The organism is Leptothrix sp. (in: b-proteobacteria) (assembly GCF_965250675.1).
Classification (GTDB): Bacteria; Pseudomonadota; Gammaproteobacteria; order Burkholderiales; family Burkholderiaceae_C; genus Sphaerotilus.
In genome coordinates this window covers 212300-224783 of the sequence record NZ_CBDFPH010000008.1, presented here as the reverse complement: position 1 = coordinate 224783, position 12484 = coordinate 212300, and the positions used below count along the sequence as shown (strand labels likewise).

Below are 12484 nucleotides of genomic sequence, written 5' to 3'. Positions count from 1 at the left end.
AGCGACTAGGCTTGTCCGTCCGTTCACCCGGACACGTTCAACCCCCTTGTCCAGCAAGGCGATGCATGAAGCCCGAAGCCCTTGAACCGCCGTCATACGACGTCCGGCTGCGCTTTCTGCGTTCAGCTGCAGCGTACCCCGGCCTGCCACAGCCGCCCGACTGTTGCGAGACCCACATGTCGTGGCTGTTCTTCGCCGGCGAACAGGTGTTCAAGCTGAAGAAGCCGGTGCGCCATCCGTTTCTGGACTTCTCGACCCTGGCCGCGCGCGAGTTCTATTGCCGGGAGGAGCTGCGGCTGAATCACCGCCTGGCGCCTGGTGTCTATCTTGGCCTGATGGCTTTGCAGGCTCATGATGGGAGCCTGTCACTGGTGCCTGAATCGCATCTTGCCACCTCAGGTCAGACCCTTGACTGGCTGGTCCACATGCGCCGACTGCCGGCCGACCGCATGCTGTCGCACCTGATGAGCGGGGGCCAGGTTCGAGCCGCTGATATCGATGCGCTGGCCGCCGTGCTCACGGCCTTCTACCTGCGTGCACCCAAAACATGGCTGACGCCGCAGGACTATCTCGGCCGCTTTCAGCGTGAGCAGGCGGCCAACCGTGCCGTGCTGCAGTTGCCGCAGTTTCAGGACGATCTGCGACTCGTCCTGCCGGCACTGGCCGGCGTCGACGCGGCCTTGGCGCAGCACGCCGGGCCACTGCAAGCGCGGGTACGGCACCGCCATGTCGTCGATGGCCACGGCGATCTGCGCCCGGAGCACGTCTGCCTGCTGGCGGACCCGGCGCAGGCGTGCGGGGTGACACCCTTGATCATTGACGGCCTGGAGTTCAACGCCGCGCTGCGCCAGGTCGATCCGTATGACGAGCTGGCTTTTCTGGCGCTGGAGTGCCGGCTGGCGGGCGCCGGCTGGATCGGCGACCGGCTGACGAGCCGCTGCACTGCCGCACTGGGCCATGCGCCATCACCCGCACTGATGTCCTTCTACACCGCGCACCGCGCGTTGCTGCGCGCCCGGCTGGCGCTGGCCCATCTGCTGGAAGTACCGCCACGCACACCGGAGAAGTGGCAGCCGCAGGCGCAGCGCTACATCGACCAGGCGTTGGCCGCCCTGCCCGGCCTGCAGACCTTCAACGCCACCAGGCGTCCCGGCTCGCCTTGATGGCCTGCGCGAACAGCGGCGCGGCCGAGACGATGTGCAGCTTGGTGCGCACGGGCGCGGCAGCGTCCAGCCGGAAGGACGGCACGCTGTCGGTCACCCACACCTGGGCCACGGCGGGGTCAGCCAGCGCATCGGGCGCCGGGCCGGTGAAGAGGCCGTGCGCGGCGCAGGCGATGACTTCACTCGCCCCCGCTTCGCGCAAGGCCAGCGCGGCACGGCGCATGGTGTCGCCGCTGGCGATCAGGTCATCGAGCAGCAGCACCGCCATGCCGGCCACGTCGCCTGCCACGAGCGGGTCGCTGCGAACCACGCCCGCGCTGCGGCGCTTGTCGACCATTGCAAAGCCCACCGGGCGCGCCAGCTGCAGCGCCAGCGATTCGCGCCACAGCTGGGCACGCTTGACGCCGCCCGGGTCGGGCGAAGCCACGGCCAGCGGACGGTCGCCCACCCGGTCAGGCACCGCGGCATCGAACGCGTGGTGAGCCTGCAGATGCCAGGTCGGACAACGGAAGGCGTTTTGCAACGCGGCCAGGTTGTGCGCCTCCAGCACGATCAGCTGTGCCAAGCCGGCCGCCTCCAGCCACTGCGCCACGTAGCGCAACGTGACGGGATCGAAGGGCTGGGTCTGCCGGTCCTTGCGGGCATAGGCCAGGTAGGGCAGCACCGCCGTGACGCGCGCCGCGCCATGCTCGCGCAGCGTGGCCAGGAAGATCAGCAGGCGGCACAGCTTGTCGTGCGGGCTGTCCTGCAGATCGCCGTAGAGGCTGGTGATGACGTAGGCATCCGCCCCGCGCGGATCCACCAGCGGGCGCAGCTTGTGCTCGCCGTCCTCGAAGGCGCGATCCTCATGCGGTGAGATCACCGCCGCCAGTTCAGCCGCCAGCGCGGGGGCCAAGCTGCTGTCAGGGTCGAGCGAAAACAGCAGCATGGGGGCAGACCGCGCTCAATCCTCGTCCAGGTGCGGCGGGCACTGGCCCTCGGCCGGCTGGCCGGTCTCGGGGTCCAGCCACTGGGCGATGCCGATCTCGTCCTCGGCTTCCTGCAGGGTTTCGGTGGGAGCGGGGGCGTTGTCGTCGAAGGTGTTGCGGAAGTTCTGTGCCTGCTCCAGCGTCTCGAACGGGCCGAACTCCTGCGTACCGTCGGGCGCCGTCCAGTGGTAGCCGTCAGGCCGGGCGACGATCTCGCCAGGGCCATCGTCATCGACCGGCAGGTTCATGGCCGCACCTCCGGCTCGCGCTGGCGGCCGCGGTCCAGGACCTGAACCACCCGCTGCAGCGCCTGGGCCAGCACCTCCAGCACATCGTCGATCGCCACCAGGCCGACCAGCACGCCGAGTTCGTCCGTGACCGGAACGCGGCGCACGCCCTTGCGGCGCATCTGGCCCAGCACGTCAAGAATCGAGTCCGACTCGCGCGCCAGCACCAGATCGGTGCTCATCAGGTCTTCGACCCGGATCATGCCCGGATCCAGCCCCGGCGCCAGGATGCCCGTGACGATGTCGCGGTCGGTCAGCAGGCCGACCACCTTGCGGCCCGGCCCAGCCTCGTCGACCACCACCAGCGTGCCCACGTGGTGGGTGCGCATCAGCCGGGCGGCCTCGTCCACGGCCATCTGCCGGGGCGCCACCGTGACGATGCGCGTGCAGATGGCGCCCGCGCTCAGCGGATCCGACAGCGCGGCATAGGCTTCAGCCGGCATGGTTCTTCCCCTGGCTCACGCGCTGAGCTTTCTCGACTTCGGCGGGCACTTCGTCCTGCAATGCGCCGGGGGCTTGCCTTTCCTGGTCACGCCGTTTGCGGATCACGTCCTCGATCTGGCGCTTCATGTCGTCGAAGGCTTCGCGCAGCGCGACGTACACGTCTTCATGCTGGACGCGGTTGATCACCAGTTCGTGGCCATGCCACGTCAGGTCGACACACACCCCGTAGGGCCGGCCCTGGTGCTGGTGCTTCTGCAGCAACTCGACTGCCACGCGGCACGACATGAGGTCGGGGCAGAAGCGCTCCAGGTGTTCGACCTTCTGGCGTACGGCGGCCTCGACCGCGCCGGAGGGTTGCATGCCGAGGAAATGGATCTGCAGTGGCTGCTTCATGGCGGCGCTCCTCGCGTTGAATGCCCCAGTGTGGCCACGCCTGCATCAGGCCGCCGTGCGCTGGCGCAAGCTCAGACCAGTTCAAAGCCCTCGCCGCGCAGCCGCGTTTCGACGCTGCCCAGCGCAGTGCGGATGGCGTCGTCCACCGTGTTCAGCCAGATGAACTCCAGCGCACTGCGGGTCGAGTCGGGCACGTCGCGCAGGTCTTTCTGGTTGCGTGCCGGCAGCATGACCCGGCGCAGGCCGGCGCGCTGCGCGGCCAGCACCTTTTCCTTGATGCCCCCCACCGGCAGCACCAGGCCGCGCAGGCTGATCTCGCCGGTCATGGCCACGTCGTGGCGCACGGCGCGGTCGGTGAACAGCGAGGCCAGCGCCATGAACATCGCCACGCCCGCGCTCGGCCCGTCCTTGGGAATGGCGCCTGCGGGCACGTGCACATGCACGTCCACGTGGTCGAACATGCCGGCGGGCAGGTGCAGCACGGCGGCGTGCGACTTCACCAGCGTCAGCGCGGCCTGCGCGCTTTCCTTCATGACGTCGCCCAGCTGGCCAGTCAGGATCAGGCGGCCGGTGCCCGAGACGCGCGTGGCCTCGATGAACAGGATGTCGCCGCCCACCGGCGTCCACGCCAGCCCGGTCGCCACACCCGGCAGGCTGCTGCGCAGCGCGGTTTCGTGCTCGTAGCGGGCGGGGCCGAGCAGGGTGTCCAGATCGGCCGCGTCCACGCGCACGCTCTCTGCCGAGCCTTCGGCCACCCGCATGGCGGCGTGGCGCATGACGCGGCCGATCTCGCGCTCCAGCTGGCGCACGCCGGCCTCGCGGGTGTAGTCGGCCACCAGGCTGCGCAGCGCCGCCTCGGTCAGCTCGCACTGCGACTCGCGCAGGCCGTTGGCCTCGCGCTGGCGGCGCAGCAGGTAGGCGCGGGCGATCTGCAGCTTCTCTTCCTGGGTGTAGCCGGGCAGGTCGATCACCTCCATGCGGTCGCGCACCGGCGGCGGCACGTTGTCGATGACGTTGGCGGTGGCGATGAACACCACGCGGCTCAGGTCGAAGGGCACGCCCAGGTAGTTGTCGCGGAAGGTGCTGTTCTGCTCGGGGTCGAGCACCTCCAGCAGCGCCGCCGACGGGTCGCCGTGCGCGCTGGACGAGACCTTGTCGACCTCGTCGAGCATCATCACGCAGTGGCGCGTACCGGCCTTGCGCAGGCTTTGCATGACGGTGCCGGGCAGCGCGCCGATGTAGGTGCGGCGGTGGCCGCGGATCTCGGCCTCGTCGTGCACGCCGCCCAGCGACACGCGCACGAACGGCCGGCCCAGCGCACGGGCGATGCTCTGGCCGAGCGAGGTTTTCCCCACACCGGGCGGCCCGACGAAGCACAGGATGGGCGCGCGGCCCTGCGGGTTGAGCTTCTGCACCGCCAGGTATTCGACGATGCGCTGCTTGATGCGCTCCAGCCCGTAGTGGTCTGCCTCCAGCACCTGGCGTGCGGCGTTGAGGTCGATCGGCGCCTCGGGCGGCGTGGCCCAGGGCAGTTCGGTCATCCATTCGAGCCAGGTGCGCAGCATCGAGTTCTCGCCCGACGAATCGGCCATGCGGCGCAGCCGCGCCAGCTCCTTGCGAGCGTGGGCCTCGACCTCGGGCGGCATGCCGGCGCGGGTGATGGCCTCGGCCAGCTGCTCGATGTCCTCGTCGTTCGCTTCGTCGCCCTCGCCCAGCTCCTTCTGGATGGTCTTGAGCTGCTCGCGCAGCAGGAACTTGCGCTGGCGGTCGTCGATCTGCTCCTTGGTGCGCTCGCCGATTTCCTGCGACAGGCGCAGCACCTCGATGCGGCGCGACAGGATCTGCAGCACCTTCTGCAGCCGCTCCTCGGTGCTGACGGTTTCCAGCAACAGCTGTTTTTCAACCACCTCCGCGTCGATCAGGCTGGCCACGATGTCGGCCAGGTGCGACGGCGCCCGTGCCGCCTGCAGCGAGTGCGCCAGCTCGGCCGGCACGCCGGGCAGCAGCGACAGGATCTCGATGGCCCGCTCGCGCAGCTGCAGCCCCAGCGCCTCGGCCTGGGTGGAGACCTGCGCCGGCTCGGTGATGCGCTGGACGCGGGCGGCCAGAAACGGGTAGCCCTCCACCATCGCCTCGATGCGAAAGCGCTGCACGCCATGGCAGACCGCGTGGTGCAGCTGCTCGTGCGACTCGACGTGCTGCACCACCTCGGCCAGTGTGCCCACGTCGCACAGCGCCTCGCGCCCCGGGTCATCGACCTGGGCATCGCGCTGCAGCACGATGCCCAGCGGCGCCTTGGCCTGCAGCGCGTACTGCACCGCCGCGATCGACCTGGCGCGGCCGACCGCAATCGGCATCAGCACATGCGGGAACAGCACCACATTGCGCATCGGCACCAGGGCGATGACGTCATTGGGCAGCGGTGAAAAGGACGCAGCGGGCGCGTTCATCGCGGCTTACTGCGGCTGTGGCGTCACCCGAGACAAACCGGCGCTGATGGCCGAGGGGCTCTTGGCACCCATCGATCCATTCGGCCCGCTGTGGCCGTGATGGCCGTTGGGCGCCTGCGGGCGACGGGCCTCCTCCAGCGTGCCGCGCGTGCTGCGCGCAAACGACTTGAGCGCCTCCAGCGCCAGGATCTCGACCTCGCGGTTGTGCACGTTCACCAGGCCCCAACTCGTGAGCGCGCCGAAGGAGCGGCTGACCGTCTCGTGCGCCACGCCCAGGTGGCTGGCAATGTCGCGCCGGCCCATGCGCAGATGGAAGCGGTAGGGCGACTGGCCGCAGGCCGCCATGCGCTGCGACAGCTGCACCAGGAAACGCGCCAGACGCACCTCGGCGGCCACGGCGGCCATCACGTCGGCCAGCTCGCCCCGGCGCGCCAGCGCGCGACTGGCCGCCAGGTGCACCACCCGGTCGAGCGCCGGCAGGCGCTGGCCCAGCGTGTACATGTCGCGCACCTGCACGCTGTAGACGCTGGCGTCCTCCAGTGCCACGGCGGCGTTGGGGTGGTGGTTCATGCAGAGGGCATCGAAGCCGAGCACCTCGGCCCGGCCGGAGAAGCCCAGCACCTGCTCGTAGCCGTCTTCGGCGGTGCGAAACGCCTTGAACGTGCCGGCGCGCACGAAGTAGATCGACTCCACCCGCGCGCCTTCGTGGAACAGCATTTCGCCGGCATGGAGGCGACGCAGCGGCACCACCACCTCGGCCAGCACGTGTGCGTCGATGCTGATCGGGTGGGCCGCCACACAGGCGTTGGCATCCTGCGCGTCATCCAGCAACCTCAGCAGGTCGGCCAGGTTGCTGCGCTCTCCCGTCGTACTGGCGCTCGCGCCCACACGGCGCATCACGCTCTTGACCTGGAAGCTGTCATCGCGCAGTTGAATGTTGTGGACCATCGGGATCTCCTGTTGCGGGCTTGGGTTGCGGACCGGGACGTGATCCAACGCAGTTCACAGCTTGCGACAGGCGGCGCCACAAGGCTATCGGCGCTCAGGCCGACTTGCAGCGGATGTTTTCTGACGTGCATTAAGAATTGTCCGAACGCCTGTTCTTGTTGACCGAGATCAGGTTCAGGCAAAACGACACGGAACACGCACCGTGGGAGGTGTCCTAGGATGGAGCGAGGGAAGAGGCGTTGATCATGCAAAGACAAGCCAGGGGACGCAAATGAAAAAAATGATTTTTCGCCTTGAAGAAGAGCGCCGCCACATCGCGCGTGAACTTCACGACGAACTGGGCCAGCGGCTGACAGCACTCAAGATGGAACTCGCCAGCCTGCTTCTGCCCACACAGCTGCAAGGCGTGCCGCATGAGCGCATCGAAGCCATGCTGGGCATGGTGGACGACACGGTGGCCTCGGTCCGCCGCATCGCCGCCAACCTGCGGCCGACGATGCTGGACGACCTGGGGCTGCATGCGGCTATCGAGTGGCTGGCGAGCGAGTCGTCACGCCGCATCGGCATTCAGGTGGTCGTTCATTTCGAGGAGACCGAACCGCCTGTCAGCGCAGCAGCCTCCATCGTGCTCTACCGCATCGTTCAAGAAGCGCTGACCAATGTGGCCCGCCATGCGCGGGCCACCACCGTGGAGATCGAGTTGTTGAGGCAGGACCAGGACCTGGTGCTCAGCGTGCAGGACAATGGCATTGGTTTCTCGGCGCCGCCATCGCTGGATCATTCGCTTGGCCTGAGGGGCATTCGCGAGCGCGCCCGTATGCTGGGCGGGCACATGCAGATAGAGCCCGGCGCGGGTGGCGGCACCCGACTGGTGGTAAGACTTCCTCTCCTGTCCTCGACTGCGCCTACGCCACCCTGCGCAGCGGGCGAATGCTGAACCATGCGCAGAACCATGCGAAAGACCCACGCCACGGCACTCTCCACCGCTCGCCGGCGCCGGCCCACGTTTTCCAACGCAGCGCTGGTCCATGAATTGATGGTGCATCAGATCGAGCTCAAGATGCAGAACGAGGAGCTGCGCCGCACGCAGCTTGATCTGGCGACCGCACGCGACCGCTATGTCGATCTCTACGACTTTGCGCCGGTGGGCTATTTCACGCTGGATGCCAGCGGGGCGGTGGTCGAGGTCAACCTGACCGGCGCAGCGCTGCTCGGCCAGGAACGCCCGGCGCTGCTGCTGCGCAATCTGGCCTGCTTCATCGCAAGCGCAGACGGCGACCGCTGGCACCTGCACCGGCTGCACACGCTGCAGAACGAAGGGGTGCAGCGGATTGAACTCACGCTGCAGTTGCAGGGTGGCGAATTGCGGCAGGGGCAGCTCGACTGCCTGCGGGTGATGCAACGCCAGGGCGAACCGCTGCTGCGCCTGACGCTGACCGACATCACCCTGCGCAAGCAGGCCGAGATGGACCGGCGCATCACCACCACCACCATCAATGCCCGCGAGGATGAACGCCGCCACGTTGCCCGCAAACTGCACGAAGAGCTGGGCCAGCGCCTGAGCGCGCTGAAGATGGAACTGGCAGGCACGCGCCTGGCGCATGACCAGGCCACCAGCGAGGCCCATGTCGACACGATGCTCGAAAGCCTGGACGTGGCCGTGGCCACCGTGCGCCGCATCGCCACCGACCTGCGTCCGCTGGTGCTCGACGACCTGGGACTGAACGCGGCCATCGACTGGCTGGCACGCGACTCGGCCCGGCGCAACGGCATCGACATCCAGCTCCACCTCGACGACAGCGACCCGCCGCTGGGCGAGCGCACCTCGGTGGCGCTCTACCGCATGGTGCAGGAAACGCTGGCTCATCTGGAGAGCCACTCACGTGGCGACAAGGTCTGCATTGCGCTGCAACAGTGGCCAGGCGAGCTGGTACTGGTCGTGCAGGGCAACGGTGACGATTGGCCCGCCGCCCGCGCGGACCACTGGACCGGGGGCCGGCACAGCCACCCTGCCATCCCGGTCCCGGATGTGGACCCGGATGAAGACACCTACGCCGACCCCACTCAGGCCCTGCGCGAGCAGGCCCACATGCTGGGCGGCCAGCTGGAACTGGGCGCCACGCCCGGTGGCGGACGCAGCATCACGGTGCGGCTGCCGCTGCGCCGCGCCGCCGATGGTCACACCCTGCAGGAGCGCACATGAACATCCCTCAGGGCCATCCCCACTTGCAGCTGCTGCTGGTCGATGACCACACCATCGTGCGCGAAGGCATCAAGCGCATCCTGAGTCCCATCACCAGCGAATGGAACATCACCGAGGCCGGCACCGGGTTCCAGGCGATGGAGTGCCTGCGGCGCCAGCACGTCGATCTGGCGCTGGTCGACCTGTCGATGCCCGACATGAACGGGCTGGACCTGATCCGCCGCATCAAGGCGCACGACGCCCAGATCGCCGTGCTGGTGCTGAGCATGCACGCCGAGGAGCAGTACGCGCTGCGCGCCTTCAAGGCCGGCGCCAACGGCTATCTCACCAAGGACAGCGCAGCGACCGAACTGGTCGCCGCCGTGCGCAAGGTGGCCGGCGGCGGCGCCTTCGTGACCGCCAGCATGGCCGAGCGCGTGGTGCAGCAGCTCAACGGCGTAGCGCGGGCACCGCGCCATGATGCGCTCACCGACCGCGAGCTGGATGTGCTGCAACGCATCGTCGCCGGCCAGCGCATCACCGACATCGCCGAAGTGCTGCACCTGTCGGTGAAGACCGTCAGCACCCACAAGAGCCGCATCCAGGACAAGCTGCAGCTGCCCAATATGGCCGCGCTGATCCGCTACGGGCTGGAGCACCAGATCGACCAGCCCGACTCCAGCTTCGACAGCATCCACCCGGCCTGAGCCGCCACTCCAGCACACGCTGACGCAGGGCTGCGCCTGATGGACACCCGCTCCGCGCGCGCCTAAGGTATCAGCATGAATGCACACAGCCCAACGCCCGCCGCCATCGAGTTCTATTTCGACTTCTCGTCGCCCTATTCCTACATCGCCTCGGAATGGATCACCGACCTGGCCCTGCGGCACGGCCGCACGGTGCGCTGGCACGCGATCCTGCTGGGGGCAACTTTTCAGGCCGCCGAACTGAAAAGCCCGGTATCGCACCCGCTCAAGCGCGAATACTCGCTGCACGACTTCGCCCGCTCGGCACGCATGGCCGATGTGCCGATGGTGATGCCCTCGCCGTTTCCGATTTCGACCCAGAACGCCGCCCGGCTGTTCTGGTGGCTGGACGCGCAAGACCCGCAACGCGCGGCAGCCTGGGCGCACGCCGGGTTGCGGGCCTACTTCACCCGCAACATCGACCTGAGCCGGCCGGATGCGCTCGCGACACTGGCGGCAGAGTTCGGCGTGAACGCCGGGCAGGCGGCTGCGGTCTGTGCCGACCCGGTCTGGAAGGACAAGCTGCGCCAGGAGAACGACGCGGCGATTGCTGCCGGCGTGTTCGGCGCCCCGTTCTTCATCATCGATGGGGAGCCGTTCTGGGGCAATGACCGGCAGCAGCAGATGGAGCGCTGGCTCAGCCCAGGCGCGTGTCAGCCTTGACCGCTGCCGCGGATGCGCCGTAGCGCGTGACCTGCTGGGAGCGCTGGCGCTGGGTGTCTTCGGCGCTCAGGCGCTGGAACTGCTCAGCCAAACGCGCCAGTTCATCGCTGCCGCAGGAGCGGCACAGGCTGACCACGGCGCGGGCGTAGTCGGGCGGGCCCAGCAGCAGGGAAATATCGACGTCTTCGCCCAACTCGGTCAGCAGCAGCTGATGGATGCGCGTGGCAATCTGGGATCGGGTGGCGACGCTGGGGACGGTGCTGTTCGGGGTGTTTTCGATCGTCGGGGCAGGGGTGGTCATGGCCGGGTCTCCTCATCTCACGCCATGCTCTATGCAGAGGCCGTGCCGCGCCACCCAGGCAAACGCGCAAAATTGAACCCAAGTGTTTCCGGGGTGCGCTAAGTCACACTGCCGAGGCAGTTCGACAACAAGAGGTGCCTTTTCTCACCGTAAAGTCAGCGCCCACTCTCGTCCTGGCGCTCAAGGTTCCGCACGCGGGCGGGCCCTGTGCACCAAGGTCGGGCCCCCGCCGACCCAGACCGGGACACGCTGCCCGGAACCGGTTCACGCGCGGGCGTCGCCTCAGATTTCCTTGCGCAGATTGGCCGGGGCGATCTTGAGCGCCTCGCGGTACTTGGCCACGGTGCGGCGCGCGACCTGGATGCCCTGCTCTTCGAGCATCGCGCTCAGCTGGCTGTCCGACAGCGGCTTCTTGCCGTCCTCGGCCGCAACGAACTGCTTGATCAGCGCCCGCACCGCCGTGCTGCTGGCGTTGCCGCCGGCCTCGGTGTTGAGCGAGCTGCCGAAGAAGTACTTCAGCTCGAAGGTACCGAACGGCGTGTTCATGTACTTGGCGGTGGTCACGCGCGAGATGGTCGACTCGTGCAAGCCGAGTTCATCGGCGATCTCGCGCAGCACCAGCGGCTTCATCGCGATCTCGCCGTGGGTGAAGAAGCCCTTCTGGCGCTCGACGATGGCCTGCGAGACGCGCTGGATGGTGTCGAAGCGCTGCAGGATGTTCTTGACGAACCAGCGCGCCTCCTGGAGGCGGGCCGACAGCGTCGCGCCGCTGGCATCGGCCGTGCCGCGCGTGCCGCTGCGGTGCTGGCGCAGCACCTGGGCGTACATGTCGTTGATGCGCAGCTTGGGCATCACGTCGGGGTTGAGCACCACCTTCCAGCCGCGGCCGCTCTTTTGCACGATCACGTCGGGCACGACGATGTTGGCCTCGGCGCGCGCAAATCGGCGACCGGGCTTGGGTTCGAGCTTGACGATCAGGCTCTGCGCGTCGCGGATCAGGTCCTCATCGGCACCGGTGGCTGCCGTCAGTTTCTTGACGTCGCGCCGCGCCAGCAGCGCCAGATGGCTCTGGCAGATGGTCTGCGCCAGCGACTGCGCCGGGCTCGCGGGCAGTTCGCGCAGCTGCAGCACCAGGCATTCGGCCAGGTCGCGGGCGCCCACGCCGGTCGGCTCCAGGCTTTGCAGCCAGCCAAGCGCGACGCGCAGGCGGTCCATCAGGTCTTCGCGCAGCTCGGCGGCCACTTGGGCAGCCACCGCCGGGTCGGGCGGGATGGCGGCCACGCCCAGCTCAGCCACCTCGACCGCTTCCAGGCCGGTGGCCAGGCGCTCGGCGATCTCGTCCAGACCGTCGGCCAGGTAGCCGTCTTCGTTGAGCGAGTCGATCAGCGACTCGACCAGCAGGATGTCCTCGGCCGCCAGGCGCATGCCCAGCAGCTGGTCGCGCAGGTGGTCGGGCAGGCTGGGCGTGAAGGTGGAGCGCTCGCTCCAGTCGCTGTCGTCGTCGTCCGGCGCGGCGTTGCGGGAGCCGGGCAGCTCGGAACTGCCGTGGTAGTCGTCGCGGTCGCCGTTGCTGTCCCAGTCGTCGGCGGTGGGCGTGGAGCTGAAGTCGAGCTGCTCGGCGCCCGGTTCGCCCTCGCCGCTGCCGGCCGAGGACTCGATGGCCGACTCGCCGGAGGTGTCGGGCGCGCTGCGGTCACGCTCCCAGGATTCGTCGGCGGCGCTGGTGCGCTCGGCCGGCGGCGCCGTTTCAGGATCGGGCGTGGCACCGGAGCCGGAACTGTCGTCCTCGGCTTCCAGGAAGGGGTTCTGTTCGAGCATCTGCTCGACTTCCTGGTGCAACTCCAGGGTCGAGAGTTGCAGCAGGCGGATGGATTGCTGCAGCTGGGGCGTGAGCGCCAGATGCTGCGAGAGGCGGACCTGCAGGGACGGTTTCACGGGA

Annotated in this window: 13 protein-coding genes; 5 read left to right on the top strand and 8 right to left on the bottom strand. The window is 68.4% G+C overall.

Going from position 1 to position 12484, the window contains the following annotated elements; genetic code table 11:
- Positions 1 to 176 precede the first annotated feature (176 nt).
- Positions 177 to 1163: a hypothetical protein gene (locus tag AC5IG3_RS10210; protein ID WP_491906194.1), complete on the top strand. Its 987-nt coding sequence runs from the start codon at positions 177 to 179 to the stop codon at positions 1161 to 1163.
- Here the strand turns inward: AC5IG3_RS10210 and AC5IG3_RS10205 are convergent.
- The 6 genes from AC5IG3_RS10205 to AC5IG3_RS10180 all read right to left on the bottom strand — a co-directional run bounded on the left by AC5IG3_RS10205 (position 1132) and on the right by AC5IG3_RS10180 (position 6653).
- Entirely contained in the window at positions 1132 to 2091 is a 960-nt protein-coding gene (locus AC5IG3_RS10205) for a ribose-phosphate diphosphokinase (protein ID WP_491906193.1), read from the bottom strand. The genes AC5IG3_RS10210 and AC5IG3_RS10205 overlap by 32 nt on opposite strands.
- A gap of 15 nt (positions 2092 to 2106) precedes the next feature.
- The gene (locus AC5IG3_RS10200; RefSeq protein ID WP_491906192.1) at positions 2107 to 2379 is read right to left on the bottom strand and encodes a hypothetical protein; all 273 of its coding nucleotides are present in this window, start codon (positions 2377 to 2379) and stop codon (positions 2107 to 2109) included.
- On the bottom strand, positions 2376 to 2861 hold the full coding sequence (locus tag AC5IG3_RS10195; protein WP_491906191.1) for a CBS domain-containing protein: 486 nt from the start codon (positions 2859 to 2861) through the stop codon (positions 2376 to 2378). The genes AC5IG3_RS10200 and AC5IG3_RS10195 overlap by 4 nt, the downstream gene beginning before the upstream one ends.
- Positions 2851 to 3255: an HPF/RaiA family ribosome-associated protein gene (locus tag AC5IG3_RS10190; RefSeq protein ID WP_491906190.1), complete on the bottom strand. Its 405-nt coding sequence runs from the start codon at positions 3253 to 3255 to the stop codon at positions 2851 to 2853. The genes AC5IG3_RS10195 and AC5IG3_RS10190 overlap by 11 nt, the downstream gene beginning before the upstream one ends.
- Before the next feature lie 71 nt (positions 3256 to 3326).
- Complete coding sequence (gene lon, locus AC5IG3_RS10185; RefSeq protein WP_491906189.1) at positions 3327 to 5705, bottom strand: endopeptidase La; 2379 nt, start codon at positions 5703 to 5705, stop codon at positions 3327 to 3329.
- A gap of 6 nt (positions 5706 to 5711) precedes the next feature.
- The gene (locus AC5IG3_RS10180) at positions 5712 to 6653 is read right to left on the bottom strand and encodes a Crp/Fnr family transcriptional regulator (RefSeq protein ID WP_491906188.1); all 942 of its coding nucleotides are present in this window, start codon (positions 6651 to 6653) and stop codon (positions 5712 to 5714) included.
- Between the two features lie 271 nt (positions 6654 to 6924).
- Between AC5IG3_RS10180 and AC5IG3_RS10175 the strand changes: the two genes are divergently transcribed.
- The 4 genes from AC5IG3_RS10175 to AC5IG3_RS10160 all read left to right on the top strand — a co-directional run bounded on the left by AC5IG3_RS10175 (position 6925) and on the right by AC5IG3_RS10160 (position 10244).
- Entirely contained in the window at positions 6925 to 7590 is a 666-nt protein-coding gene (locus tag AC5IG3_RS10175) for a sensor histidine kinase (RefSeq protein ID WP_491906187.1), read from the top strand.
- A gap of 15 nt (positions 7591 to 7605) precedes the next feature.
- On the top strand, positions 7606 to 8856 hold the full coding sequence (locus AC5IG3_RS10170) for a PAS domain-containing sensor histidine kinase (protein ID WP_491906186.1): 1251 nt from the start codon (positions 7606 to 7608) through the stop codon (positions 8854 to 8856).
- Positions 8853 to 9542: a response regulator gene (locus tag AC5IG3_RS10165; protein ID WP_491906185.1), complete on the top strand. Its 690-nt coding sequence runs from the start codon at positions 8853 to 8855 to the stop codon at positions 9540 to 9542. The genes AC5IG3_RS10170 and AC5IG3_RS10165 overlap by 4 nt, the downstream gene beginning before the upstream one ends.
- A gap of 75 nt (positions 9543 to 9617) precedes the next feature.
- Positions 9618 to 10244, top strand: coding sequence for a 2-hydroxychromene-2-carboxylate isomerase (locus AC5IG3_RS10160; protein WP_491906184.1), 627 nt, complete (start codon positions 9618 to 9620; stop codon positions 10242 to 10244).
- Here AC5IG3_RS10160 and AC5IG3_RS10155 read toward each other — a convergent pair.
- Together AC5IG3_RS10155 and rpoN are read right to left on the bottom strand one after the other, a co-directional pair.
- Positions 10219 to 10545 carry a hypothetical protein gene (locus AC5IG3_RS10155; RefSeq protein ID WP_491906183.1) on the bottom strand — a complete coding sequence of 109 codons (327 nt, stop codon included), beginning with the start codon at positions 10543 to 10545 and terminating at the stop codon, positions 10219 to 10221. The two genes, AC5IG3_RS10160 and AC5IG3_RS10155, sit on opposite strands and share 26 nt — an antisense overlap.
- A 282-nt stretch (positions 10546 to 10827) precedes the next feature.
- Positions 10828 to 12480 carry an RNA polymerase factor sigma-54 gene (gene rpoN, locus AC5IG3_RS10150; RefSeq protein ID WP_491906182.1) on the bottom strand — a complete coding sequence of 551 codons (1653 nt, stop codon included), beginning with the start codon at positions 12478 to 12480 and terminating at the stop codon, positions 10828 to 10830.
- Positions 12481 to 12484 lie beyond the last annotated feature (4 nt).